Genomic DNA, 25,408 nt, shown 5'->3' with positions numbered 1-25,408 from the left:
CACATCCCCCTCAGGGGCTCGACCGCCGGCCGGCAGTACGCCGGGTGGGAACCACGCGCCGTTGCCATGGAAGGGCTCGGGAACCGCGTGCTGGCCGACCAGCGCGTCCCGGTCGCCGGAGGCGCCGAGCTGCACGCCGACGTCTACGTCCCCCGAGCGCCGGGCCGTCATCCGGCTGTCGTCTCCTTCGGCGGCTACGCCACCGAGAAGGCCACGGCGGGCATCCCGGCCGGCTCGAACGAGATCGGCTCACCGCCGGTGTTCACCGACCGCGGCTACTGCCCCGTCGTCGTCGAGCGCCGGGGGATGGGCCGCTCGACCGGCGAGCAGGTGATGTTCTTCGATCCGCAGGACGTCGACGACCACGAGGCGGTCATCGCCTGGGCGGCCGAGCAGCCGTGGTGCAACGGGGAGGTCGTCCTCTTCGGCACCTCCTACTACGCCGTGTCCCAGCTCAGCGTCGCCGCGCGGAAGCCGCCGGCGCTCAGGGCGCTGTTCTGCAACGAGGTGTCGACCGACCTGTGGCGCCACCTGGTCCACTTCGCCGGCGTACCCGCCTGGTTCTTCGTCGCCATCTGGATGGGGGCGAACTACGCCCAGGAGGACTACGACGAGCGCTTGTCACCGGACCGTCGTGCGCTCCTCAGCCAGGTCACCAACGGGCCGCTGCACCCGCTGGTGGAGCGGCTGGTCCACCGCCGGGTGTCGGGGATGTTCGAGTCCTTCGAGACCGCCACGCCCGTGGAGTTCATGCGCCGCATCTACGCGGCCTGGATGTTCGACGAGAAGACACGCGCGCAGGCGACGATCCCCGAGGGTCCGACCGCCACGCTCGGCGACGTCGAGGTGCCCTTCACGGTCGTGCAGAACCTCGGGTACTTCAACCTCCACCAGTTCGGCTGCTACGACCTGGTCGCCAACGCGGGAACACCTGCTGGGTCCCGGTGGCTCATCCTCGCCCCGCCCGCCTACGACCTGCCGGTCTACTCGTGGCAGGGCGAGGCGCTGGCCTTCTTCGACCACGTCCTGCGCGGTACCGACAACGGCTACGCCGAGCAGCCGCACGTGCGCTACTGGGTCGAGGGCGCCGAACGCTTCGACGCCGCCACCGCCTTCCCGCCCGCCGGCGGGGAGGTCCGGCGTCTGCACCTCGGACCCCCGGACGGGGACGCCGTCACCCACCGGCTGAGCCGGGAGGCGACGGCTGGGGGTTCCGGGTCCTGGGTCGCCGTCCCCCTGGGGCTGCCGCAGCTCGGCGGCCTGGACGAGGTGGCCGACCAGGTCCTCGCCTTCGACCTGCCGGTCGAGGAGGACACCCGGCTCGCCGGTCCGGTCACCGCCCGACTCACCTACAGCTGCAACGAGATCGACTCCTACGTCGTGGCCCGACTGTCCCGTCTCGACGCCGCAGGCGGGTGCCACCAGCTCTCCCTCGGCGCCATCCGTCCCGTGTCCCGCACCGAGGAGGAAGGACGCAGCACGCCACTGGAGATCGCCATCGACGCCGGCCGCCGCGAACCCCTCGTCCCGGACGAGCCGGTCGTCCTGCGCTTCAGCCTCACGCCCGGGCCGACGCTGCTGCGCCGCGGGGACACCCTGCGGCTGGAGCTCGCCAGCCGGGTCGATCTGCTGCGCGCAGACCCGAGCGAGGGCTACGCGCAGTTCGACATGCCCGTGCCGCCCTACCCCTGCCGCAACACCGTGCACTTCGGTGGTGACAGCTGGATCGAGGTCACCGAGGTACCGCTCCCGGCGCCCTGATCCGGCGGCCGGTGGAGGACACGTGGCCGTGCCCAGGCGGCTTCGTCGACGTGCCTCGGCAGCACGAGCGGGGCCGGCTGCCCTGCGTGGGCATCCGGTCCGTCATCCCGCGCCGGTCGTGTCGACGACCCTGGCTCGTGACGAGACCGGCGGACGGTCGTGCAGCCGTCAGGAGCGCTCCGGATCGACGGCGCCTGGCGGTCCGCACACCACCGGCCGGATGCGCCGCGACGGGGACGACGGGCGCGCGACCGGGGATCCCGCTTGTCCGGACTCACGCCGCACCGGCAGGCTGCTGCCGTGCAGGTCCCGCTGACCGCCGAGGACCGGGCGATCCTCGCGCTGGAGGGTCCCCAGCTGGTCGGCCACACCGCCACGGTGGTGCACCTGCCGGGAGGTGCACCGGACCTGCGGCTGCTCCGCGACGCGGTCGCCCGGCGGCTGCCGGCCGCGCCCCGGCTGACCTGGCGGCTGGGCGGGACGTCCGAGGAGCCGGTGTGGCGCCCGGACGAGGTGGACGTCGCGGCGCACGTCCGGGCCGTCGGCGCGGTCGGCCCGCTCGACGCGGCCGGCTTCCGCACCGAGTTGGTCCGGCTCTTCGAGGAGCACCTCGACCGCAGCCTGCCGCTGTGGCGGATGGACGTGATCAGCCGAGTGGCGGGGCAGGGTGCGTACCTCGTGTGGCGGGTGCACCACGCGCTGGCCGACGGCGGAACGGTCATGCGTCTCGCCGAGGACGTGCTGTGGGACCCGGCGCCGGCCGCGGGAGGCGCCGGGGAGCGCCGCTCCGGAACCGCCGGCCCCGGGACGTCCGGAGCCGGTCAGGCATGTTCCTCGCTCGCCGGCGTGCTGACCGGCGGGCTCCTCCCCGGACTGCGGCGCTCTCCGTTCGACGCGCGGGTCGGCCGCGAGCGGGACGTGGCCCTCGCCGTGACACCGGTGGCGGCCCTGCGCGAGGCCGCGCGCAGGCTGGCCGGGGCGACGCTCAACGACGCCGTTCTCGCCGTGGTGGCAGGTGCGCTGCGCCGGTGGCTGGAGCACAGGCACGGGTCGATCCACGGGTTGACGGTCAAGGTGCCGGTGACCCTGCACCACGACGGCGACGAGGTCGGCAACCGCGACTCGTACTTCCGGGTGGACCTGCCGGTGGACGAGGCGGACCCCGTGACGCGGCTGCTCGCCGTCCGCCGGGAGACCGCGCAGCGCAAGGCCCGCCACGATGCCCAGCAACTGGACGAGCTCATGGACGGGCTGGCGCGACTCTCGCCCCGCCTGGCCGGTTGGTCGCAGCGGCTGCAGCGCAGCGGACGCTCGTTCGCGCTCAACGTGTCCAACGTCCGGGGACCCGACCGGGCGGTCACCGTGCTCGACGCGCCTGTCGGCGCTGTCCAGCCACTCGTGGAGGTCGCGCAGCACCACGCGCTGCGGGTGGGGGTGCTGTCGGTCGCCGACCGGTTGGGGTTCGGGCTGGTCGCCGACCCCTCGGTGGTCGGGGACCTCGACTTGCTCGCCGCCGCGGTGGAGCAGGCGGCGGCCGAGCTGCTGCACACCGACCGGAACGGGACCGCGGGCACCTCTGCCGGGTGAGCACCTGTGGGTCGCGTGAGGGCTGTGCACGGGCACGGGGACGACCAGGCGGTCACGGAGCGTGTCGTGGGTGCCGTGTGGGCGCCGGCCGAGACCCGCGATCTCGACAGACGACAGCCACCGCGCTGACCCGGATGCCACGCGTGGGGCGGGTGGGGCTCGAACCCACGACCCAGGGATGATGAGCACTTCCGGCCTCAACGCTGTGCTGACCAGCGGACATGCGCGTCGAAGTCGAGCGCAGGAGGGCGAGTCCCCGGCTGTCGTGGCTGCGGCCGACGTCGAGGGGCGTTCCTACGTCACGGTCTCGGCACCGCCTCCGACAGCTGCTCCTCCGGCACCAGGGCCGCACCGCGGAGGCGATCGAGCGCGGCCGCGATGACGGTGGAGTCCACCTGCACCGGTGGATCGACCACGGCGCCCTCCTCGCGAGGTGGGATGTCCGCGCGGTGTGTCTTCGCGTCCCCGCAGCCCAGGGCCGGCCGTGCGTTTGCGGTGAGCGCCGGCCGGCCCATCGCGACCGCGCAGTCGCCTGGCCGTCCGTCCCTCCGTCACTGCTCGGAGCCGGCCTGCCGGACCCCGCCCGGGTCCGACCGCTCCGGCTCCTGACGGCGCATCGGCGGCGTCGGGCGTGTCTTGCGAGCTCTCGGCCCTGCGGGCACATTCTGCTGGTGAGCTTCGCGCCCCGGGGACGCGTCGTGACGGCGGCCACGGAGGCCAGGCCGCGGCGCCGGCAACCCGTGCACCCAGCATGTCGCTGGTCTGCATCGACCCGGGCCCCGGTCCCTCGTGCGCGCCGACGGCTGCGCCCCGTCGTCGGTCGCGGCGTGGTCGTGCGCAGGGGGTGGCGTGCAGGAGTCTGAGCTCCCCATCGAGGCAGGCGTCGGCAGCGACCGTGTCCGGTCGGCCGCCCTGCACCAGCTGCCCTGGTACGCCATCGTCTACGAGGGCCCCGAACACCGGGTTGCCGCTCTCAACGCCGAGTTCCTCCGGGTCCTGGGCGGCTTCGACCCGGTCGGCATGCGCGCCGCCGACTTCCTCGTCGGCATCGCGGGGCAGGGGGTCATCGAGATCTTCGACCGCGCCTACGCCGGCGAGCGGGCGATGCTCGACCGGATCCGCCTGGCCGTGGTGACGCCGCACGGGCACGAGGAGGAGATCGTCCTCGACTTCGAGGTCGGCCCCTTCCGGGACCGGCACGGCGAGATCGTCGGGGTCCTCGGCGTCGGCCGCGACATCACCGCCGCCGTCCGTCGCGAGGAGGCCGACGCCGCGGCCGCGGCCGAGCTGAGCCGGCGCTACCGGCGGGCCACCGACGTCATCGACGAGGTGCAGCGCGCGCTGCTGCCGGCGCGACTGCCGGTGCTGCCGGCCCTCGATGTCGCCGCCAGTTACACCGTCGGCGGCGCCGAGCAGGCGGCCGGCGGGGACTGGTTCGACGTCCTCCCGCTCGACGACCGGACCGTCGCCGCCGTGGTCGGCGACGTCGTCGGCCACGGCGTGGCCGCCTCGGCGGTGATGGCTCAGCTGCGGGCGGTCGCCCTCGAGCGCCTGCACGCCGGCGCCGGGGTCGCCGAGGTCGTCGCCGCCCTCGACCGCTTCACCCAGGTCGTGCCCGGCGGCGCCGGCAGCACCGTCTGCGTCGTCACCCTCGACCTGCCCAGCGGCGAGCTCCGCTACTGCAGTGCCGGCCACCCGCCGCCGCTGCTCGCCGGCGGCACCGGCGGCAGCGCCTACCTGGAGCCCAGCGGGCAGGGCCCCCTCGGCGAGGCCGGGGACCGACGCGTCCTCACCGCGCGGCTGGACGACGGCGTGCTCCTGCTCTACAGCGACGGGATCGTCGAGCGCCCAGGCGTGCCGGCCACCCGCGGCGTCGTCGAGCTCCTCCGGACCGCCACCGCGGCCGTCGCCGACGAGCTGCTGCCCGCCTTCAGCCCACCGTCAGCGGTCGACCGGGTCACCGTGCAGGTGCTCGAGCGCCTCACGAGGGAGACCGGCGCCACCGACGACGTCACCCTCCTCGCTCTGCAGCGCGTCCCGGCGCTGGAGCCGTTCCGCCTCGAGCGCGTCGTCGGGCCGGGCGACGTCGCCGGCGTCCGCGCATCGCTGCGCGCCTGGTTCCGGCCGGGCCAGGTCGACGAGCGGGCGCTGTCCGAGCTCGACCAGATCCTCACCGAGCTGGTCGAGAACACCGTCGAGCACGCCTACGGCGGCACGGGTGGCCCGGTGACGGTGTGCGCCGACCTCGCCCCCAGCGGCGACCTCACGCTCACGGTCGGCGACCGCGGGCCGTGGCGCCCGCCGGCCCGGTCGGTCCAGGGCCGCGGCATCGGGCTGGCGGCCGTCCGGCAGATGTCCACCGCCGTGTCGATCGACCACGAGCACGGCACCGAGGTCACCGTCCACCACCGCCCGTGGAAACCGTCCCGCACCAGTGTCCCGCGGGCCCCGGCGACCCCGCCCGGCCTCGCCGACGTCTACTTCGAGGAGCACGGCGACCGCAACGTGCTGCGGGTGCGGGGACCCATCGACGCGGCGATGCTCGAGGAGCTCCAGTCGCACCTGGCCCTGGGCACGACACCGGGCGCGCCGGACCTCGCCATCGACCTCGACGACGTCACGGTCCTCGCCAGCAGCGCGATCAGCGCCCTCCGGGTCGGTCTGCAGCACGCACGCCGGGCCGGGGTGAGCGCGCGCGTGCGCTGCCGCCCCGGCAGCGTCGCCCAGCAGGTCCTCGCCCTGGCCGGGATCCCGACCGACGCCGGCCACTGACCACGCCCCGGCCCGAGTGCGGTGGCCGCCGGCCGCCCCGGACCTCCGACCGGCCTGCGGTGGCACGGGCGCCGCGGGTCACAGGCGGTCCCCCAGAGCCGCACGGTGGAAGGCGGCGCGGGCCCGCTCGTCCGCGGCGCTCGCTGCCTAGCGGCCGACCATCTCCCGGGAGCGCCAGCCGGCGAGCCGCATGAGGTCCTGCTCCTGACCGCCGCTCGCCAGCCAGGTGTGGGCGTAGGTGTGCCGGAACCAGTGCGGGTGCACGTTCTCGACGTGTCCCTCGGCAGGTGGCCAGCAGGGCGCCCAGCTCGTCGTCGGTGAAGACGTCGACCGGTTGCTCGGGCACGGCAGGCGGACGCATGCGCTCCATGGGGGAGTGCGGGATCTCGCCGTCCTCCACCGGCCAGCGGAAGAGCTGCTGCATCGACCGGTAGTGCTCGGCGACCGTCGCCGGGCTCACCCGGTCGGCGAGGGCGGCGAGGAAGGACTCGAGGTGCTCGCGGGAGATCCCGCTCGCTGTCGTCGGCATCCCGGCCCCGCGCAGCCAGGCCGCCAGGTTGTCGCCGACCGTGAGGTAGCTGGCGACGGTCGACGGGGCGACGTTGCGCGCGCAGGTGCGTGAGCCAGTCGGGCAGCAGCACCGCCAGGTCGTCGACCGGAGCTGCTCCTCGGAGCTGCGTCATGCCCCACAGCGTGGGCCCAGTCCCCGGCTGTTGTAACGCTGTGCGGGACTGAGTACTCGCCTATCGGCTGGTGGTGGGGCGGGTGGGGCTCGAACCCACGACCCAGGGATTATGAGTCCCATGCTCTGACCGGCTGAGCTACCGCCCCGCAACGGCGTCAGCCTGCCAGACGTCGCGCGCGGGGCCGCCGGTACGTCCACCCACCCCGCACCCTCCTGACGTCGGCCGCCACGTCCTCACGGACCGCGGTGTCGGAGAGGCCCCCGACCAGCGGGGCCCCGGTGCCGACGGCGCCCCTGAGGACGGGGCACCCCGCCCTCGCGGGCGGGCCGTCCGCCCTCAGCGCGGGCCGCGGTCCCCGTCGACGCCGTCCAGGCCACCCGGGTCGGGGCCGCGGAAGTCGCCGGGACCACCGTCGACCAGGCCGTGCGCGATCAGCGAGAGCACCGTCAGGAGCAGGACCAGCGCGACGATCACGGCCAGCGCGAGACGCCAGGCCGCCGGGCCGCCGTGCCGGGCCGCGGCCACGCTCGCGCGCAGCTGCTGCCAGGCCGACGCGCCGAGCTGCCGCCATCCGGGCGGGGCGGGAACGGGCGGAACGGCGACCGCCGGCGGCAGGTCGGCGGTCAGCGGCACCAGGTCGCGCACGTGCACGGCGGCGAACGCGGCCGCCATCCGGTCGCTGCCCTCGTCCGGGGTGAGCAGCCCGCGGGAGACGGCGTCCTGCAGCCGGTGCACCGTGGCCAGCCGGTCGTCATCGGAGGCGCGCAGCGGCGGAGGGACCGCCTGGGCCCCCTGCGGTGCCGTCGTCCGTCCTGCCATCGGCCCTGCGTCCACGTCGTTCCTCTCCACGAGCCGGTCCGGCGCGCCAGGGTGCCTGCGGTACCTGTGACGGACCTGTGAGCGCGGACACGCCCGCGACGTGCCACGTGCGAGGGAGTGGCATGCGGTGCCGATCCCTGTACGGACCGTGAGAACCGCTGGTCGAGGACGTTGAACGCGCAAGCAGGCGCGCCGTGACCGTGACCTCCCCGTGACCTCACCCGTCCCATCCGTAGTACGTTCGCCCGCGGTCCTGCCGGGCCTCAGCCCCTCGATCCACCGAGGGCCCCGGCGAGATCCCGCCTGACCGCTCCGGCCTCCGCCGGAGACGGGGACCGCACGTGGGGGTCCCCGGCACGGTCGCGCCCGCGGACTGCTGACGCGGGCACGGTGCCCCTCCCGACGGGCGGGCGCCGACCCGGCAGGCGGATGCGAGGAAACGGAGATCCGCCGTCTTGGCGACCCTGCACCACCGGACCGCCCATCCCGCCTCCTCCCGTCGGCTGCGCCGCGCCGTGCTCGCCGCCGGCGCCGCCGCCCTCCTGCTGGCCGCACCGGTGCCGGCGCTGGCCGCCCCCGCCGACGACGTCGCCGCGGCACAGGCCGCCGAGCAGGAGCTCGTGGCCGAGGTGGGCCGCATCCAGGGCGAGGTCACCGCCGCCGAGGAGCAGCTGCAGCGGATGACCGTCGAGGCCGAGGCCGCCGCGGACGCCGCGCTCGTCGCCCAGGCCGAGCTGGCCTCCGCGCAGGCCGCCGCCGCCGTGGCCGCCGCCGAGCTGCAGGCCGCGCGCGACGCCGTCGCGGAGGCCCAGGACGAGGTCGTCGAGCTCGGCCGCGAGGCGTACATGGGCGGCAGCGTCGACGTGGGCGGCGCCGCCTCCGTGCTGCTCGACAGCGAGGGCCCGCGCGAGGTGCTCGAGCGCGCCGCCACCCTCGACCTGCTCGGCACCCAGCGCGCCGAGACCCTGCAGGAGTACGAGCTGCTCGAGACGCAGGAGGAGGAGGCCGACGCCGCCGCGCGGGCCGCCGTCGCCGAGCGCGACGTCGCCGCGGCCGCCGCCGTGGAGGCCCAGGCCGCCGCCGACGCCCGCCTCGCGGACGCGCAGGCCGACTACGACGCGCTCGCCGCCGACAAGGCCCGCCTCGACGAGCGGCTGCGCGCCGCGGAGGTCGAGCTGCTGCGGTTGCGCGGCATCGCCGACGCCGAGGCCGCGTGGCAGGCGCAGCAGGAGGCCGAGCAGGCCGCCGCGGTCAACGTCCGGTCGACCGGTGGCGGTGGCATCGCCCCGACCACCGGCCGGGTCACCAGCTGCTACGGCGCCCGCTGGGGCACCATGCACTACGGCGTCGACATCGCCGCGCCGATCGGCACCCCGGTCTTCGCCCCCTCCGGCGGCGTCGTCCTGCAGGCCGGCCCGGCCAGCGGGTTCGGCCAGGCCGTCTACGTGCAGCACGACGACGGCTCGATCACCCTCTACGGCCACGTGAACCGGTTCTTCGTGTCCGCCGGCCAGGTGGTCAGCGCCGGCCAGCAGATCGCCGAGGTCGGCAACAAGGGCCAGTCGACCGGCCCGCACCTGCACTTCGAGGTGCACGAGGGCGGTCTCTACGCCAGCCGCGTCAACCCGATGCCGTGGCTCGAGGCCCACGGCATCTCCCTCGGGGGCAGCTGCTAGCGCCGTCCGCGGAACCGGCCGAGCAGGTCGCCGGCACCCCCGACGGTCCGTGCCGCCAGCGCCAGGATCGGACCGCCCGGGATGCCCGGCGCCGACTCGACGATCGGCGCCAGCCGCATCAGCTCCGGCAGGTCGCGCACGCGCAGCCGCCGGCGCACCAGGGCCGCGGCGGGGTTGGCCCGTCCCGACGCCGCCTCCAGCAGCACGTCGGCCGCCGCCTCGACGACGGCGCCGCGCGGCCGCTCGCCCGACAGCCGGCGCACCGTCCACCCGGGAGGGTCGGCGGCGAAGGCCCAGCCGCCGTCCGGGGTGACCAGGGCGGCGCCGCCGGCGATGCCGGAGGAGGCGGCCAGCGCGCCGGTCACGTCGGCGAGCGCCGCCAGCCCGGCGTCCAGCACCGACGGCGGGGGAGGGGTCGCTCCCAGCGGCACCAGGTCCAGGCCGTGGACGGCGAGCTCGTAGGCCTGGCCCAGCACCACCGACAGCATCGGCAGCCGGCCGACCGTGGAGGAGGCAGGCGCGGTGTCGAGCTCCGCCGGCTCGTCGGCCAGGTAGCGGACGGTGGCCTCTCGGTTGCGGCGCAGCGCGGCCAGGACCTCCTCGCGCGAGGCGTCGCGGTGGGCGGCGGTCACCCGGGCGTTGGTCGCGTCGACGTCCGGTGGCGCCCCGGTGCCGCCCGACCGAGCCGAGGCGGCCAGGTCGGCCAGCGCGGCGTGGTCGGGCCAGGCGCCCAGGTGCACGCAGATCTCGTGGGCCCGCCAGCCGGGTAGCCGGGTCGGCCGGTCGAGGTCGACGGCCGCGGCCTGCTCGAGGAAGGCGTCCCAGGCGCCGAGCACCATCGGCCCCACCACGTCCCGGCCGGCGCCGGCCATCCCGCGCCGCGCCGTGTCGTCGTCCTGTCCCATACCGGGCCCCTACCCACCCCGTCGGGGGATCGCCCCGAGATCCGGATCGAGAGCGGAACGGATCCGGCCGATGCTCCGGCCGTGGACGACGCAGCAGCGACAGGACCGGCCCCGGTCCGGCGTCTGCGTCGACGTCCCGCGCCGGCCTGGCTCGGCGCCGGCCTGTACCGGCCCCTGGCCGAGGACGACGAGCGCGCGCGGTTCTGGGTGCGGCACGTGCACACCGGCGTGCTGCTCAGCGAGATCGCCGGTCTCGCCTGCCTGGTCTACACGGCGACCACCGCCACACCCGGCCACGCGCACCCGGTGCTCCTGACGCTGGCCGCCGCCGTCGTCGTCGTCACGCCCCTGCTGCTCCTGCTGCCCCTCGACCGGATCGTCCGCGACCTGCGCGGGCCGCTGCTGTTCTACGGCTGGACGGCCACCACCACGGCGATCGTGGCCACGGCGTCGGCCTTCGACGGCGGGGCCGCCAGCCCGCTGCCGGTGCTGTTCTTCCTCGTCCTCGTCTACATGGCGGTGGCCTTCCCGCCGGCCGGCGTGGTCCTCGCCGGCGGGCTGATGACCGCCGTCCACACGGCGCTCGTCGCCGGCCCGCTGGACCCGCAGTCGCTGCTGGTGACCACGGTGCTGGCGACGACGACGCTCATCTGCACGATGACCTCGGCCAACCAGTGGGCCGCCCACGACCGCCAGGTGCTGCTCCTGCGGACCCAGGAGGCGCTGGCCACCACCGACCCGCTCACCGGCGTCCCCAACCGCCGCGTCTTCCTCGACCGCGTCGGCCGGGCGGTGAGCTGCGCCGGGCGGGGTGAGCGGGCCGTCGTCTGCATCGTCGACCTCGACGGGTTCAAGGCGGTCAACGACGGGCAGGGCCACGCTGCCGGTGACACCGTCCTGCGGGCGGTGGCCGCCGCCCTGGGCCGGGTGGTCCGCGAGACCGACACCGTCGCCCGCCTCGGCGGGGACGAGTTCGCCGTCGTGGCCGGCTCGCTCCTGCCCGCCGACGACGCCGTGCTGGCCGAGCGGCTGCGCGCCGCCGTCGCCGAGGTGGGCGCCGGCTGCGGCGTCACCGCCAGCGTCGGGCGCGCCCTCGTGCGCCCTGGCGACGACGTCGCGGGCGTGCTGCACCGGGCCGACGCGGCCATGTACCGGGCCAAGGCCGCAGGTGGGGACCGCGTGGCCGATCTCGCAGGGTGACGGGTCGCTCCGCGCGCCACTCACCGAGCGTCACCGGGGACCGGAAGAGTTCCGCATGCGACACCTCTGGTGACAACGGCCCGTGATCGCGTCGCCCGTGTACCGTCAGGCCGTCCGGACCCGGGTTGGACGCCTGTCGCGTGGTCGTGCTATGGCCGCTGACCAGCACTTCCGTGACCGCTGGGACGGATGGGGTCACTTCCGGCACAGTCGCCGCATCCGCACTGGCGCGACCGGTGCCTCATCGTGCACACTGTCCCCGGGACCCCTGGTCCGACGCCGCCGAACACAGCCTGTCACCGAACCGATCGTCCGTTGGGGAAGACGAGACCGATCGAGTCGATGGAGGTGCCTCGTGCAGCGACGGTCTACCCAGGGTGTCGTCTTCGTGCACTCCTGCCCGAAGGCGCTCTGCCAGCACGTCGAGTGGGCGCTCGAGCGCGTCATCGGCGCGCCGGTCTCCCTGTCGTGGGCCGACCAGCCCGCGGCGCACGGTGCCTACCGTGCCGAGGTCGCCTGGACCGGTTCCCCCGGGACGGGCGCCAAGCTGGTCGCCGCGCTCCGCGCGTGGCCGATGCTGCGCTTCGAGGTCACCGAGGAGGCCAGCCACGGCAACGACGGCGAGCGCATGTCCTACGTGCCCGGGCACGGCGTCTTCCGCGCCCCCACGAGCGCCAACGGCGACATCGTGGTGACCGAGCAGCAGCTGCGCACCCTCGCGGCGACCGCCACGTCGGTCGAGGCGTTCCGCCACGGGGTCGACCAGCTCCTCGGCGCGGCCTGGGACGCCGACCTCGAGGTCTACCGGTACGCCGGCGACGGCAGCCAGACGACCTGGCTGCACCAGGTCGTCTGAGACCGGCCCCCGGAGAACCCGCAGGTCACGATCAGGGCACGACGACGTGAGACACCCCGTGTCGAGGTCGTAGGCTCCAGTCCAGGTCGTCCGGACGCCGTCGGGGAAGCGGCGTCCGGGCGACCTCAGCACGAGAGGCCCGTTCCCTCCGGGGAACGGGCCTCTCGGCGTCCGGACGACCTCCGCTGAGCGGCCGGCTCCGCTGCAGGGTCCCGCCGCGAGCTCGCGAGGGGCGGGGGCAGCGGGGTCCTCCGACTACAGCGGGATGTTGCCGTGCGCGCCGCGGCCGGCGGGCGCGGCGGCCAGGGCGGCCACGAGCCGGCCCCGGGTGCGGGTGGGCTCGACGACCTCGTCGACGACGCCGATCTCCAGCGCCCGGTTCACCCCGCCGGCGATGCGCTCGTGCTCGGCGGCCAGCGAGGCGTGCAGGGCCTCCCGCTCCCCGGGCGGCACGGCGGCCAGCTTCTTGCGGTGCAGGATCCCCACCGCCGCCTTGGCGCCCATGACGGCCACCTCCGCGCCCGGCCAGGCGAAGACCGCGGTGGCGCCCAGCGATCGGGAGTTCATGGCGATGTAGGCCCCGCCGTAGGACTTGCGGGTCACCAGCGTCACCCGCGGCACGACCGCCTCGGCGAAGGCGTGCAGCAGCTTGGCGCCGCGCCGCACGACGCCGTCCCACTCCTGCCCGACGCCGGGCAGGTAGCCGGGGACGTCGACCAGCACCACCAGCGGGACGCCGAACGCGTCGCACATCCGCACGAAACGGGCGGCCTTCTCCGCCGACGCCGAGTCCAGGCAGCCCCCCAGGCGCAGCGGGTTGTTGGCGATGACGCCGACGGTGCGCCCGTTGAGCCGGCCCAGCGTGGTGACGACGTTGGGCGCCCAGCGCGGGTGCAGCTCCAGCCCCGGCCCGTCGAGGACGGCCGTCACCAGCGGCTTGACGTCGTAGGCGCGCTGCGGCTGCTCGGGCAGCAGGGCGCGCAGGTCGACGTCGGGCGTCCCGGACGCCGGCGCGAACTGTCCCTGCGCGGCGAGCAGGTCGACCGCCTGGCGCGCCGTCTCCAGCGCCGCGGCCTCGGTGTCGGTGACCACGTGCACGACGCCGCTGCGCCGGCCGTGGGTGTCCGGACCGCCGAGGCGCTCCATGTCGACGTCCTCGCCGGTGACCGAGCGGACGACGTCGGGACCGGTGACGAACACCCGCCCGGCCGGTCCCATGATCACCAGGTCGGTGAGCGCGGGCCCGTAGGCGGCGCCGCCGGCGGCCGGGCCGAGGACCACCGAGATCTGCGGGACCCGGCCCGAGGCGCGCACCATCGCGGCGAACACCTCGCCGACGGCGTGCAGCGCGGTCACGCCCTCGGCCAGGCGCGCGCCGCCGGAGTGCCAGATGCCCACGACCGGCACCCGCTCGCGCAGCGCGGTGTCGATGGCGTCGACGATGTGCCGGCAGCCGTCGATGCCCATCGCGCCGCCCATGACGGTCGCGTCGGTGCAGAAGGCGACCGCGGGGGTGCCCGACACCGTCCCGCGCGCGGCCATGACCCCGGAGGTGTCGCGGGGGACGAGCAGCGTCGTGGACCCGGGGTCGAAGAACCGCTGCAGGCGGTCCTCGGGGTCGCGCGGGTCGGGACTGGGCAGGGTCGGGACGGCGTGGACTGTGGTCACCGGACCTCCAGGGGCGGGCCAGGGTGCGGGGCCGGCCCGGAGGGCCGGGCGGGGTCCTTCATCAGGCGGTCGTGAAGACCAGCGCGATGTTGTGGCCGCCGAAGCCGAAGGAGTCGTTGACCGCTGCGGACAGCGACGCCTTCCGCGGCTCGCGGCGGACGATGTCGAGGGCCTGCACGGCCGGGTCGTCGTCGGGGTCCTCGAGGTTGGCGGTGGCGGGCACGACCTGCTCGCGCAGGGCGAGGATCGTGAACACCGACTCCAGCGCGCCCGCGGCGCCGAGCAGGTGGCCGGTCTGGCTCTTGGTGGCCGAGACCAGCGCGTGCTCGCCGACGGCGCTGCGGATGGCCGCGGCCTCGGCGGTGTCGCCGACGGGCGTCGAGGTGGCGTGCGCGTTGACGTGGCCGATGTCGGTGGGGGACAGGCCGGCGTCGCGGAGCGCGGCGCCGATGGCGCGGGCCGCGCCCTCGCCCTCCGGGTGGGGGGCGACGAGGTCGTAGCCGTCGGCGGTGGCGCCGGCGCCGGCCAGCCGGGCGTGCACGCGGGCGCCGCGGGCGGCGGCCGAGCCGGCCCGCTCGAGGACCAGCGCGGCCGCGCCCTCGCCGAGGACGAAGCCGTCGCGGCCCTTGTCGAACGGCCGCGAGGCGCGCTCGGGCTCGTCGTTGCGGGTGCTCATCGCCCGCATCGCGGCGAAGCCGGCCATGGGCAGCGGGTGCACGCAGGCCTCGGTGCCGCCGACCAGGACGACGTCGGCGCGGTCGAAGCGCAGCAGGTCCAGGCCCCAGCGGATGGCCTCGGCGCCGGAGGCGCAGGCGCTCACCGGGGCGTGCACGCCGCCGCGGGCGCCGACCGCGAGACCGACGGCCGCGGCCGGGCCGTTGGGCATGAGCATCGGGATGGTGAAGGGGGAGACCCGCTTGGGCCCCTTGTCCTCCAGGACGTCGTCCTGGCCGAGCAGGGTCAGCGCCCCGCCGATGCCGGTGCCGAAGACGACGGCGATGCGCTCGGGCGCGACGCCGGAGTCCGCGGCGCCGGACTCCGCCCAGGCCTGCTCGGCGGCGATGACCGCGACCTGCTGGCTGCGGTCGAGCCGCCGGGCGCGGACCCGGTCGATCTGCGTGGCCGGGTCGCTGGCCAGCGCGGCGACGAGCTGGGCGGGGAACTCCTTCGCCCAGTCGTCGGTGAGCCGGCTGATCCCCGACCGCCCGGCCAGCAGGGCCTCCCAGGTGCTCGCGACGTCGCCGCCGAGCGGCGTGGTGGCACCGAGACCGGTGACGACGACGTCGCGGTCGGACGTGCTCATGACGTGTTCCTCCTGGGATGGGGCGGCCGGGGGCCGGGGAGAGCGGGGCTGGTCAGCCCTGGTTCTTCTGGATGAAGCTGATGGCGTCGCCGACGGTCTTGATGTTGCCGAGCTCGTCGTCGGGGATGGCCACGCCGAACTTGTCCTCGACGGCCGTGGCGATCTCGACCATCGACAGCGAGTCGACGTCGAGGTCCTCGGTGAACGACTTCTCCGGGGTGGCGTCGGCGGGGGCGACCCCGGCGACCTCCTCCAGGATCTCGGCCAGACCTGCCTGGATGTCCTCGCTCACGCGGGGGTCCTCTCTCTCTGTGGGGACGGGCGGTGCCCGCCGTCGGGCCCGGGGGATCCGGGGGCTGGGGTGCCGGTCAGGGCAGGACGAGCACCTGGCCGGCGAAGGTGAGGCCGGCGCCGTAGCCGAGGACCAGGGTGAGGTCCCCGCTCTTCGCCTCGCCGGACTCCATGAGCGCGGTCAGCGCCAGCGGGATCGAGGCGGCCGAGGTGTTCCCGGACTGCACGACGTCGCGGGCGACGACGGTCTCCTTGCCGAAGCCCAGCCGCTTGGTCATCGACTCGACGATGCGCAGGTTGGCCTGGTGCGGGGCGAACACGTCGATGTCCTCGGGGCCGACGCCCGCGGCCTCCATGGCCTGGATCAGCGTGTCGGTCAGCCGGGTCGTGGCCCAGCGGTACACGGCCTGGCCGGCCATCGAGATGCCGTTGCTGCCGGCGACGATCTCGATCGCGGAGAACTGGTCGCCGTCGCTGCCCCACGCCACGGGTCCGATGCCCGGCTCGTCGGACGCGCCGACCACGGCCGCCCCCGCGCCGTCGGCGAAGATCACCGCGGTGGAGCGGTCGGTCTGGTCGACGACGTCGGTGAGCCGCTCGACGCCGACCACCAGCGCGTTGCGGGCCGAGCCCACGCGGATGGCCGCGGAGGCCATCTCCAGCGCGTAGCAGAAGCCGGCGCACCCGGCGTTGAGGTCGAAGGCGCCCGGGCGCGGGATGCCGAGGCGGTGGGCCACCTGCGGGCCGATGCCCGGGATGGGCTCCTTGAGGCTGGCGCTGGCCAGGATGACCAGGTCGACCTCGTCGGGGGACAGGCCGCTGGCGGCCAGCGCCTTGCCGCCGGCGGCGACGGCCATCTCCTGCAGCGTCTCGTCCTCCGACGCCCAGCGGCGCTCGGCGATGCCGACGCGCGTCTGGATCCACTCGTCGTTGGTGTCCATCACCTGGGCGAGGTCGTCGTTGGTGACCCGCCGTCGCGGGCGGTAGGCGCCCAGGCCGAGGATGCGCGCCCCCGGGGCGCCCTCGGGCAGTCGGATGCTCACGCGGGGACCTCCGGGTAGAGACGGGCGAGGGGGTCGCCGGCGTCGACCAGGTCGCCGTCGTGCACCAGCCACTCGGCGAGGACGCCGTCGTACCCGGCGGAGACGTTGACCTCCTCGCGGCGGCTGCGCACGCAGCCGAGCGGGGTGCCGGCGGGCAGGTGGGTGCCCTCGGGGACGTCGGCGGGGCTGACCGTGCCACGGACGGGGGAGACGACGACGCGCCAGTCGGGCTGGTGCTCGGCCTCGGGCCGGCCGCGGGCGGCGTCGATGAGGGCGCGGGCGCGGTCGAGGTCGCCGGGGCCGGCCAGGGCCAGCACCTCGACCGTGTCCCCGTTCGAGGTGGCGCCCTTCCACTCGCGCTTGGCGAGGCCGGCGAGCGCACCGGCCGGCGGCAGCTCGATGGCCGCGGTGACGCCGAGCTCGCGCAGCGTGGCCAGGCAGGCGTCGAAGCGGACCGGGCTGGTGACCTGGCTGACGAGGCGGGAGAGCACCTCGGCGCCGGTGGACACCGCGGCGCCGTCGGCGTTGGACAGCAGCAGGCGGCTCGGGTCGGCCGGGCGCACGCCGCCGACGAGGCCCTCGAGCTCCTCGCGGGCCGGGCCCATGTAGGAGGTGTGGAACGCGCCGGCCACCGACAGGGGCACCACCCGCGCCTTGGCAGGCGGCTCGGCCCTGAGCGCGGCCAGCCCCTCCAGCGGGCCGGCGACGACGACCTGGCCGCCGCCGTTGAGGTTGGCCGCGGTCAGCCCGTGCCGCTCCAGGGCCGCGGACAGCTCGTCGGGGTCGGCGCCGAGGACGGCCGACATGCCGGTCGGGGTGAGGCCGCAGGCGCGGGCCATCGCCCGGCCGCGGACGGCGGTCAGCGCGATCGCCGCCTCGACCGACAGGACGCCGGCCAGCGCGGCCGCGGTGAGCTCCCCGACGCTGTGGCCGGCGATGACGACCTCGCGGCCGGTGTGCGGCGAGTGCGCGACCGGGCCGGGCAGGCCGCCGAGCTCGCGGGCCACGAAGAGGCTCATCGCGACGACCAGCGGCTGCGTGACGGCGGTGTCGCGGATGGCATCCGCGTCGCCGGTCGTGCCGAGGGTCAGCAGGTCGGCGTCGGCGATCGCCCCGGCCCAGTGGAAGAAGGACTCGGCACCGGGGAGCTCCAACCAGGGGGTGAGCATCCCGGGCTTCTGCGCACCCTGCCCGGGTGCGAGGACGGCCAGCACCTCCTCACCGTCTCATTGCTGCCCGGGTCCCGCGCGCTCGTCCGGAACGAAAGGACGGCACATCCCTTTGGAGGATCCCCACAAACGGCGGCCGCGGACGGGCCGTCGCGGACCCGTTCCGTGGTGGACAACACACGGAGCGGGGTCCCCCTAGTGCCAGAGGGAGCGGTCGCCGTCGAGGTCGGCCAGCGCCAGCGCGACCTGCAGGGTCCAGGCGCCGCGGGGGTCGGTCACCGCCAGGCCGGTCAGCTCCGCGGCCCGCTTGAGCCGGTACCGCACCGTGTTGGGGTGGACGAACAGCGCCCGCGCGCTGGCCTCCAGGTTGCCGCCGGCGGTGAGCACCGCGCGCACCGTCTCGAGCACCTCGCCCCCGGCGGTGCGCAGCGGCAGCACGGCCCGCCCGGTGAGCGCGGCACGGGCCAGCGGGTCGCCGTCGAGGGCCCGCTCGGGCAGCAGCGCGTCGGCGGACACCGGGCGCGGGGCGCCGGGCCAGGCGCGCGCGGCCCGCAGGCCGGCCAGCGCCGCGGCGGCCGACCCGCCGGCCGCGCTGAGCCGGTCGACGACGGGACCGAGGACGACCGGTCCCGGACCGAACTCCTCGGCCACCCGCTCGGCCGCCGTCGGCACGTCCTCCCCGCCGCCCAGCACGACCACCAGCTGCTCGGCGTGCACGCCGACGAGGACCTCGCAGCGCTGCGAGCGGGCGGCGCGGCGGACGCCGGTGTGCGCGTCGCCGTCGGCGGGTGCGGCCCCGACCAGCACGGCCACCGGGCCGGTGCCGTCCCAGCCGAGCGCGGCGGCGCGGCCGGGCAGCTCCTCGGAGCGCTCGCCGCGGACGAGCGCGTCGACGACGAGGGCCTCCAGCCGGGCGTCCCAGGCGCCGCGGTTCTCGGCGAAGCTGGCGTAGACGTGCGCGGTGGCGAAGGCGACCTCGCGGCTGTACTGCAGCACCGCCATCCGCAGGGTGTCGGCGTCGCCGGGCTCGGCCACCGACTCGACGTGGTCCTCCATCACCTCGACGGTGAGCTTGACCAGGTCGACGGTCTGCTTGAGCGGCACGGCTCGGACCAGGTCGCGCGGGGCGGCGCCGAACACCTCGCCGGTCAGCCGGGGCGGGCGGCCGGGCGCCCGGCACCACTCGACGAGCGAGGCGATGCCGGCCTGGGCCACGAGCATCACCCACGAGCGCTGGTCGGCCGGCATGGTGCGGAACCACGGCAGGTCCTCGTCCATGCGGGCGACGGCGCGGGTGGCGATGGCCCCGGACGCGCGCTCGAGCCGCCGCAGCGTCGCCGCCGTCGGCGGGTGGTCGATCACCCGGTGGGCCACCGGGTCAGCGTGTCACGGTCCGGCGCGTCGGGGAGAGTGGGGGAGTGAGCGCCCCGACCACCCCGCGGTCCCGGCTGCGCCGCCGGGTGCTCGCCGCCGCGGGCGCCGGCGTCGCCGTCCTGGCCGTCCTCGGCACCGGGGTGGCGGCCCGCTTCGGCCCGCAGGTGCGCCTCGACGACGCGGTGAGCCGCGCGCTCTATGCCGGCGACGACCGCTCGGCCCTGCGCGGCGGCCTGCTCGAGGTCCTCACCACGCCGGGCGTCACCTGGTTCCGGGTGCTCGTGTTCCTGCCCGTGCTCGTCTGGCTGGTGCGCCGCCGCGCCTGGCGCACGGTGGTGTGGGTCGTCGTCGCGATCACCGCCGTCGGGCCGATCACCACGACGATCAAGGAGCTGGTCGGCCGCGCCCGGCCGGCGTTCGAGAACGGCGGCCTGGTGTACGAGGGGCTCAGCTACCCGAGCGGTCACTCCTCGGGCATCGCCACGCTGGTCACCGTCGGGCTGGTGCTCGCCTGGCCGCGGCTGCGCCCCTCCGGCGCCGGGTCGCCGTCGCCGCCGGGGTCGCGCTGGCCGTCCTGGTCGCGCTGACCCGCATGTGGCTGGGCGTGCACTACCTGTCCGACGTCGTCGGCGGGCTGTGTCTCGGGACGGCGTGGTCGCTGCTCGCGGCACTGGTGGCCGGCGCCTTCCCCGGCGGCCCCGCGGCGCTGCCGGAGCGGGAGGCCGCGCCGTGACCGGGGTGGAGGGCGCCACGCTGCTCGAGCCGGGCGACGGCTCGCTGGGGCCGCTGCTGCGGGTCACCGACGACCGGTTGCCGCCCGGTGCCGGCTACGGCGTGCACGCCCACCGCGCGGTCGACGTCGTCGCCGTGGTCCTGGCCGGGTCGGTGACGCACCGCTGGGGCGGGGGAGCGGTGATCGGCACCGGCGACGTCGGCCTGCTGCGGGCCGGGACGGGGCTCGAGCACGACGAGGTCGCCGGCCCCGACGGCGCGCGGGTCCTGCAGTCCCACCTCCGCCCGGCCGGGGCGGTCGCCGCGCCGGCGCACGAGGTGCTGCGCGCCCCGCGCGGCTGGGTCGACCTCGGCCGTCCCGACGCCCGGCTGTGGCTGGGCGAGGACGGCGGCGACGTCCCCGACGGCGTCGTGCTGCGCCCCGGCGGCGGGGTCGTCGTCGTGTGGTGGGTCGATCCCGCCCGTCCCGACTGGGCCGGCTGACCGGGAGCCTCCGACGAGGAGGCTCCCGGCCGTCCGGTCAGGGGGTGCAGATCCCCGGCGGGAAGCTCGTCGCGCAGGTGTTGTCCTCGAAGTCGACGGCGCCGACGTCGCCGAGGAACGGGCTGAGCTGCGGCGAGCTCAGCAGGACGTCGACGGGGACGTTGCCGGTGATCGTGTTCTCCTCGACGACGATGCCCTCCGCCGGGCCCGGGTCGATGCCGTCGGGGTTGTTGAACGGCGGCAGGGTGACCAGGACGAGCCCCCCGGCGGGGAACTGCAGCGTCGCGGGGTCGACCGAGGGCACGTTGTCGTGGACGTCGTTGTGCCGGACGCTGACGGAGTCGGCGTTCACGATCCCGATCCCGGTGCCCGACACCCGCAGCGACGCCTCGACCTCGCCCACGCCGGCGAGGCAGAAGCGGTCGTTGCCGGTCACCTCGTTCCACCTCAGCTGCCAGTCCCCGCCCGCGACCTGCCGGGAGTCGTCGGGGATCTCGGTGGCGGCGTCGTCGAAGACGAGGATCCCGACGCAGTTGCCGGCCACGTAGTTGTGGCGGATGGCCCCGCTGCGGGACTCGCGGGCGAAGACGCCGATGTTGTAGCCCTGCACGTCGTTGGCGACGACGTCGGCGTAGGACGCGTCGGAGTCGGTGATCCCGATGCCGGCCGTGCCGCTGTTGGGCGCCTCGGCGGTGCCGCGGTCGGTCCCCTCGAGGATGTTCCGGCTGATCCGGGTGTGCGTCGAGGCCGCGGCCAGGATGCCGAAGCGCTCGTGCCCGTGCGCCCGGGTCTTCGTCACCCGGAAGCCGTCGGCGCCCCACGCGGCGATGCCGTTGGCCGGGTGGTCGTGCGTCGACAGGTTCCGCACCCGCACCGGTCCGTCGGGGTCGAGGAAGAACAGGCCGGAGACGTCGTCGGCCAGCGTGTCCGGGTCCGACTCGGGGTCGGCCGCGTTCTGCGCCTGCCAGCACTCCGTCGGGTCCACGTCCGGCAGCTGGTCGGGGGTGCTCCACTCGGGCCAGGTGATCCGCGTCCCGTCGTCGCCGCGGCCGGCCCCGACGACGGTCAGGCCCTTGCCGACGACGCAGACCGCCTCCTCGTAGGTGCCCGCCTCGATCCTGATGGTGTCGCCCGACCGGGCCTGGTCGACGGCGGCCTGGATCGACTCGCCGGGGTGCACCACCCAGGTGTGCCCTCCCGTCGCCGCGGCGACGCCGGTGGGCAGGGCGGTGAAGACGAGGGCCGCGGACGCGGTGATCGTCAGCCCGCGGGACAGGCGGGGCGATCGCAGGCGTCCTGCCGTGCTGCCGTGCTGCATGTGTCCTCCCGGTTGTGCGCGCGCCGGGGACCCGGCACGTGCGCCCACGATGGGGAGGATGTGACGGAAGGGTCCGCTGACACGACGGGAGGCGCGAGACCTCATACCCGGGTCGCGGTCGGTCCTCCTCCCTCCGGCGCGGGCCGGGGTCCCTCCCGCGGTCGCCCTAGGCCGAGGCGCGCACCACCAGGCGGGTGGGGCAGACCCGGGCCTGCACCCCGGTGTCGCCCTCGACCTGGCGCAGCAGCAGGTCGGTCATGTGGCGGGTCATCTCGTCCAGCGGCTGGGCCACCGTGGTGAGCGGCGGGTCGCTCGTGGCGGCCACCGCGGCGTCGTCGAACCCGACGACCGCGACGTCGCCGGGCACCGAGCGGCCCGACTCCCGCAGCACGCGCAGCGCCCCGACCGCCATCGGGTCGGAGGCCACGAACACCGCGTCGAGGTCGGGCGCCCGCTCGAGCAGGAGGGCCATCGCCCGGGCGCCGCCGGCCTCGGTGAAGTCGCCCGCCGCGACCAGGTCGGCGTCCGGCGCGACGCCGGCCGCCTCGAGCGCCGCGATATACCCGGCGTGCCGGTCGATCCCGGCGATCATGTCCTGCGGGCCGCTCACCGCGGCGATCCGCCGCCGCCCGGACGCCAGGAGGTGCTCGGTCGCCTCGCGGGCCCCGCCGGCGTTGTCGGCGTCGACGTAGCAGACCGGGCGACCGTCGAGCGGCCGGCCGGAGAGCACGAGCGGGACCTGCGCCTCGGCGAGGACGGCGGGGAGCGTGTCCTGGCTGTGCAGCGACATCAGGATGACGCCGTCCACGTGCCCCTGGCGGACGTAGCGGGCGACCTTCTCCTGCTCGCGTTCCCCGCGGGCGGCCAGCAGCACCAGGTTCATCTCCGTGTCGGCCAGCGCGGCCGAGAGCTCCCGGACGACGCGGGCGAAGAACGGGTCGCTGAAGACCTGGGTGTCCGACTCCGACAGGACCAGCGCGATGGTGTCGGTGCGCCGGGTGACCAGGCTGCGGGCCGCAGGGTTGGGCACGTAGCGCAGCCGCGCGACGGCCTCCTCGACGGCGCGACGGGCCTCCGGGCGCACCTTCGGCGAGCCGTTGACCACGCGGGACACCGTCGCCCGGGACACCCCGGCGAGCTGGGCGACCTCGTCGAGCGTGGGGGACGGGCCGCGTCCGGCGAGCGTCGTCACGGGGCCTCCTGGGATCGCGGTCGGGGTCCATGGTGCACGGTCCGGGCCGCCGCGCGACTCGTCGGAACTCGTACTTGACAGGTGACTGTGGTGCCCATCACTCTCCTCCCAACCGGTCGTGAGAGCGCTTTCACGTCGGACACCGTAGCCCGGACGAGGTCGTTCGGGAACCGATCCAGGAGGACCGATGACCGTTCCCCCGAGACGCAGGGCGGCACTGGGCGCCGCGCTCGTCGCCTCGCTCCTGGCCGCCGGCTGCGGGGGCTCCGGCTCCGCCGACGACGGCACCGTCACGCTCGACGTGGGTCTGTTCGGGACCTTCGGGTTCGAGCAGGCCGGGCTCTACGACGAGTACATGCGGCTGCACCCCGAGATCCGCATCGAGGAGACGTCGGTCGAGCGGTCGGCCGACTACTACCGGGCCCTGCAGACCCGGCTGGCGGCCGGGTCCGGCCTCGCCGACGTCCAGGGCATCGAGATCGGCTTCGTCGCCGACGTCGTCCAGAACCACGCCGACGCGTTCGTGGACTTCGCGGCGGAGGGCAACGCCGACGAGCTCCTCGGCCACTACTACGACTGGAAGGTCGAGGAGGCCACCACCTCCGACGGCCGGGTCATCGGCCTGGGCACCGACGCCGGCCCGGAGGCCATGTGCTTCCGGCGCGACCTGTTCGAGCAGGCGGGCCTGCCCACCGACCGCGCCCAGCTCGCGCAGCTGTGGTCCACCTGGGAGGGCTACCTCGAGGTCGGCCGGCAGTACGAGGCCTCGCCGACGAAGCCGGAGGGCACCTCGTTCGTGGACAGCCCGGCCAGCGTGTTCTCGGCCGCCGTCTACCAGGGCGAGACCGCCTACGACGACGCGGACGGCAACCCGATCCCCGAGTCCAGCGACGGCGTGGCCACGGCGTGGCAGAACGCCAGCGTCGCGGCCGCCGAGGACATGACGGCCAACCTCATCCAGTTCGGCGACGAGTGGAACGCCGCGTTCGCCAGCGGTGCCTTCGCCACCATCTCCTGCCCGGCCTGGATGCTCGGCTACATCAGCGAACAGGCCGGCGAGGACGCCTCCGGCGCCTGGGACGTCGCGCCGCTGCCCGGCGGTGCCGGCAACTGGGGCGGCTCGTGGCTCGGCGTGACCGAGTCCAGCGAGCACAAGGAGGAGGCCATCGCCCTCGTCCAGTGGCTGACCGCGCCCGAGCAGCAGATCAGGATGTTCACCGAGGAGGCGCACTTCCCCTCCAGCCAGGAGGCGGCCGAGGACCCGCAGGTGGCCGACGCCGTCAACGAGTACTTCAGCGGCGCGCCGGTCGGGCAGATCTTCGGGGACTCCGCCGCGGCGCTGCGGTTCACGCCGATCGGCCCCTACGACACGCAGATCCAGGAGGCGTTCACCAACGCCCTGAGCACGGTCGCCCAGGGGACCGCTCCGGACGACGCCTTCCAGGCGGCCCTCGCCGAGATCGAGCAGATCACCGGAGGCTGACAGACCCCGGCCGGTGCCCGAGCGCGTCCACCCGCCCGGGCACCGGCCGGTTCCACCCCGTCCGAGGGACCGAGCCCGAGAACCCCCTGGAAGGCCCCGCATGACCATCGCCAGCGACGACCCCCGGGTCGCGGCGGCCGCCGCACCACCGCCGCCCGCCCCGCCGCCCGCAACGGCCGGCCGCCGGCGGCGGTCCCGGCTCACCCGCAACCGCTGGGGCTACGCCTACGTCGCCCCGTTCTTCGTCCTCTTCGCCGCCTTCAGCCTCTACCCGTTCCTCTACACCGCCTACATCTCGCTGCACGACGTGCGGCTCTCCGACCTCGACGGCGCGACCTTCGTCGGCTTCGGCAACTACACCGAGCTGCTGCAGAACGAGTTCTTCTGGAACGCCGCGCGCAACACCCTCACCATCGGCATCCTCTCCACGGTGCCCCAGCTGGCCATCGCCCTGGGCCTGGCCCACCTGCTGAACTACCGGCTCCGCGGCCGCACCTTCTTCCGCGTCGCGATGCTCATGCCCTACGCGACCAGCATCGCCGCCGCCACGCTCGTCTTCGCCCAGCTGTTCGGCCACGACTACGGGCTGATCAACACGCTGCTGGAGGCCGTCGGCTTCGACCGGGTCGACTGGGAGAGCGGCACCTGGACCAGCCAGATCGCCATCTCGGTGATCGTCACCTGGCGCTGGACCGGCTACAACGCGCTCATCTACCTGGCCGCCATGCAGGCCATCCCGAACGACCTCTACGAGGCCGCGACCCTCGACGGCGCCAGCCGCTGGCAGCAGTTCCTGCACGTGACCGTGCCGGCGCTCAAGCCCACGATCCTGTTCACGGTCGTGGTCTCGACCATCGGCGCGGTGCAGCTGTTCGGCGAGCCGCTGCTGTTCAGCGGCAACGGCATGACCAGCGGCGGCGTCTCGAACCAGTACCAGACGCTGGGCCTGCTGATGTACGACCAGGGCTGGACGAACTTCCGCCTCGGCCAGGCCGCCGCGACCGCCTGGACCATGTTCCTGATCATCCTCGTCGTCGTCGGGGTCTACGGGTTGATCGCCCGCCGGCGCGCCCGGGCCGAGCGGTAGGAG

21 protein-coding genes and 1 tRNA gene are annotated in these 25,408 nt (G+C 75.3%); 11 read left to right on the top strand and 11 right to left on the bottom strand.

Annotated elements, in window-relative coordinates; all coding sequences use genetic code 11:
* The first annotated feature begins 66 nt into the window (after positions 1-66).
* The 3 genes from JD79_RS20520 (at position 67) to JD79_RS20510 (ending at position 6,120) form a co-directional block, all read left to right on the top strand.
* Positions 67-1,761 (top strand): CocE/NonD family hydrolase, encoded by a 1,695-nt coding sequence (locus JD79_RS20520; RefSeq protein ID WP_211308078.1) that lies wholly within the window; start codon positions 67-69, stop codon positions 1,759-1,761.
* Positions 1,762-2,061: 300 nt separating this feature from the next.
* Positions 2,062-3,348: a WS/DGAT domain-containing protein gene (locus tag JD79_RS20515; RefSeq protein WP_170149288.1), complete on the top strand. Its 1,287-nt coding sequence runs from the start codon at positions 2,062-2,064 to the stop codon at positions 3,346-3,348.
* 849 nt (positions 3,349-4,197) lie between these two features.
* Positions 4,198-6,120: a SpoIIE family protein phosphatase gene (locus JD79_RS20510; RefSeq protein ID WP_146220504.1), complete on the top strand. Its 1,923-nt coding sequence runs from the start codon at positions 4,198-4,200 to the stop codon at positions 6,118-6,120.
* A gap of 754 nt (positions 6,121-6,874) precedes the next feature.
* Here the strand turns inward: JD79_RS20510 and JD79_RS20500 are convergent.
* A tRNA-Ile gene (locus JD79_RS20500) sits at positions 6,875-6,951 on the bottom strand.
* A gap of 191 nt (positions 6,952-7,142) precedes the next feature.
* A complete protein-coding gene (locus JD79_RS20495; RefSeq protein WP_110007007.1) occupies positions 7,143-7,625 on the bottom strand; it encodes a DUF1707 SHOCT-like domain-containing protein in 483 nt (160 codons plus the stop codon).
* Between the two features lie 455 nt (positions 7,626-8,080).
* Here JD79_RS20495 and JD79_RS20490 point away from each other — a divergent pair, with 455 nt between their 5' ends.
* Positions 8,081-9,301, top strand: coding sequence for a M23 family metallopeptidase (locus JD79_RS20490; RefSeq protein WP_245900265.1), 1,221 nt, complete (start codon positions 8,081-8,083; stop codon positions 9,299-9,301).
* Here the strand turns inward: JD79_RS20490 and JD79_RS20485 are convergent.
* Entirely contained in the window at positions 9,298-10,206 is a 909-nt protein-coding gene (locus JD79_RS20485; protein WP_110007006.1) for a maleylpyruvate isomerase N-terminal domain-containing protein, read from the bottom strand. The genes JD79_RS20490 and JD79_RS20485 overlap by 4 nt on opposite strands.
* Before the next feature lie 81 nt (positions 10,207-10,287).
* Here JD79_RS20485 and JD79_RS20480 point away from each other — a divergent pair, with 81 nt between their 5' ends.
* Positions 10,288-11,406, top strand: coding sequence for a GGDEF domain-containing protein (locus JD79_RS20480; RefSeq protein ID WP_146220503.1), 1,119 nt, complete (start codon positions 10,288-10,290; stop codon positions 11,404-11,406).
* A gap of 355 nt (positions 11,407-11,761) precedes the next feature.
* A complete protein-coding gene (locus tag JD79_RS20475; protein ID WP_110007004.1) occupies positions 11,762-12,262 on the top strand; it encodes a DUF3145 domain-containing protein in 501 nt (166 codons plus the stop codon).
* A gap of 255 nt (positions 12,263-12,517) precedes the next feature.
* Here the strand turns inward: JD79_RS20475 and JD79_RS20470 are convergent, their stop codons facing one another.
* The 6 genes from JD79_RS20470 to JD79_RS20445 all read right to left on the bottom strand — a co-directional run bounded on the left by JD79_RS20470 (position 12,518) and on the right by JD79_RS20445 (position 19,110).
* The gene (locus JD79_RS20470; RefSeq protein WP_110007003.1) at positions 12,518-13,930 is read right to left on the bottom strand and encodes an acyl-CoA carboxylase subunit beta; all 1,413 of its coding nucleotides are present in this window, start codon (positions 13,928-13,930) and stop codon (positions 12,518-12,520) included.
* A gap of 61 nt (positions 13,931-13,991) precedes the next feature.
* Complete coding sequence (locus JD79_RS20465; RefSeq protein WP_110007002.1) at positions 13,992-15,233, bottom strand: beta-ketoacyl-[acyl-carrier-protein] synthase family protein; 1,242 nt, start codon at positions 15,231-15,233, stop codon at positions 13,992-13,994.
* A 52-nt stretch (positions 15,234-15,285) separates the two neighbouring features.
* Positions 15,286-15,525 (bottom strand): acyl carrier protein, encoded by a 240-nt coding sequence (locus JD79_RS20460; RefSeq protein WP_110007001.1) that lies wholly within the window; start codon positions 15,523-15,525, stop codon positions 15,286-15,288.
* A gap of 76 nt (positions 15,526-15,601) precedes the next feature.
* Positions 15,602-16,567 carry a beta-ketoacyl-ACP synthase III gene (locus JD79_RS20455; protein WP_211308077.1) on the bottom strand — a complete coding sequence of 322 codons (966 nt, stop codon included), beginning with the start codon at positions 16,565-16,567 and terminating at the stop codon, positions 15,602-15,604.
* Positions 16,564-17,781, bottom strand: a complete 1,218-nt coding sequence (locus tag JD79_RS20450) for an acyltransferase domain-containing protein (protein WP_110007000.1) — start codon at positions 17,779-17,781, stop codon at positions 16,564-16,566. The genes JD79_RS20455 and JD79_RS20450 overlap by 4 nt, the downstream gene beginning before the upstream one ends.
* A 150-nt stretch (positions 17,782-17,931) precedes the next feature.
* The gene (locus tag JD79_RS20445; protein ID WP_245900264.1) at positions 17,932-19,110 is read right to left on the bottom strand and encodes a PucR family transcriptional regulator; all 1,179 of its coding nucleotides are present in this window, start codon (positions 19,108-19,110) and stop codon (positions 17,932-17,934) included.
* Positions 19,111-19,154: 44 nt separating this feature from the next.
* On the opposite strand from JD79_RS20445, the gene JD79_RS24045 reads away from it, so the two are divergent.
* From JD79_RS24045 to JD79_RS20435, 3 genes are read left to right on the top strand one after another with little or no spacing between them, the layout of a single operon-like run.
* Positions 19,155-19,697, top strand: coding sequence for a phosphatase PAP2 family protein (locus JD79_RS24045; RefSeq protein WP_245900263.1), 543 nt, complete (start codon positions 19,155-19,157; stop codon positions 19,695-19,697).
* The gene (locus JD79_RS24405; protein WP_342767684.1) at positions 19,622-19,843 is read left to right on the top strand and encodes a phosphatase PAP2 family protein; all 222 of its coding nucleotides are present in this window, start codon (positions 19,622-19,624) and stop codon (positions 19,841-19,843) included. The genes JD79_RS24045 and JD79_RS24405 overlap by 76 nt, the downstream gene beginning before the upstream one ends.
* Positions 19,840-20,325, top strand: coding sequence for a pirin family protein (locus tag JD79_RS20435; RefSeq protein ID WP_110006999.1), 486 nt, complete (start codon positions 19,840-19,842; stop codon positions 20,323-20,325). Before JD79_RS24405 ends, JD79_RS20435 begins: the two co-directional genes overlap by 4 nt.
* 37 nt (positions 20,326-20,362) lie before the next feature.
* Here the strand turns inward: JD79_RS20435 and JD79_RS20430 are convergent, their stop codons facing one another.
* Complete coding sequence (locus tag JD79_RS20430; protein ID WP_170149286.1) at positions 20,363-21,643, bottom strand: right-handed parallel beta-helix repeat-containing protein; 1,281 nt, start codon at positions 21,641-21,643, stop codon at positions 20,363-20,365.
* A gap of 166 nt (positions 21,644-21,809) precedes the next feature.
* The gene (locus JD79_RS20425) at positions 21,810-22,835 is read right to left on the bottom strand and encodes a LacI family DNA-binding transcriptional regulator (protein WP_110006997.1); all 1,026 of its coding nucleotides are present in this window, start codon (positions 22,833-22,835) and stop codon (positions 21,810-21,812) included.
* Positions 22,836-23,022: 187 nt separating this feature from the next.
* On the opposite strand from JD79_RS20425, the gene JD79_RS20420 reads away from it, so the two are divergent.
* Together JD79_RS20420 and JD79_RS20415 are read left to right on the top strand one after the other, a co-directional pair.
* Positions 23,023-24,318 (top strand): extracellular solute-binding protein, encoded by a 1,296-nt coding sequence (locus JD79_RS20420; protein WP_110006996.1) that lies wholly within the window; start codon positions 23,023-23,025, stop codon positions 24,316-24,318.
* A 100-nt stretch (positions 24,319-24,418) separates the two neighbouring features.
* Positions 24,419-25,405, top strand: coding sequence for a carbohydrate ABC transporter permease (locus JD79_RS20415; RefSeq protein ID WP_110006995.1), 987 nt, complete (start codon positions 24,419-24,421; stop codon positions 25,403-25,405).
* The last annotated feature ends 3 nt before the right edge of the window (positions 25,406-25,408 follow it).

It is taken from the genome of Geodermatophilus normandii (assembly GCF_003182485.1).
Lineage (GTDB): Bacteria > Actinomycetota > Actinomycetes > Mycobacteriales > Geodermatophilaceae > Geodermatophilus > Geodermatophilus normandii.
The sequence above is the reverse complement of the archived record's forward strand: the minus strand, read 5'-3'. Positions and strand labels throughout refer to the sequence as shown.

Coding starts and splice junctions, on each gene's coding strand:
- JD79_RS20415 (WP_110006995.1), top strand. CDS start 24,419: ATGACCATCGCCAGCGACGACCCCCGGGTCGCGGCGGCCGCCGCACCA.
- JD79_RS20420 (WP_110006996.1), top strand. CDS start 23,023: ATGACCGTTCCCCCGAGACGCAGGGCGGCACTGGGCGCCGCGCTCGTC.
- JD79_RS20485 (WP_110007006.1), bottom strand. CDS start 10,206: ATGGGACAGGACGACGACACGGCGCGGCGCGGGATGGCCGGCGCCGGC.
- JD79_RS20520 (WP_211308078.1), top strand. CDS start 67: ATGGAAGGGCTCGGGAACCGCGTGCTGGCCGACCAGCGCGTCCCGGTC.
- JD79_RS20495 (WP_110007007.1), bottom strand. CDS start 7,625: ATGGCAGGACGGACGACGGCACCGCAGGGGGCCCAGGCGGTCCCTCCG.
- JD79_RS20430 (WP_170149286.1), bottom strand. CDS start 21,643: ATGCAGCACGGCAGCACGGCAGGACGCCTGCGATCGCCCCGCCTGTCC.
- JD79_RS20465 (WP_110007002.1), bottom strand. CDS start 15,233: ATGAGCACGTCCGACCGCGACGTCGTCGTCACCGGTCTCGGTGCCACC.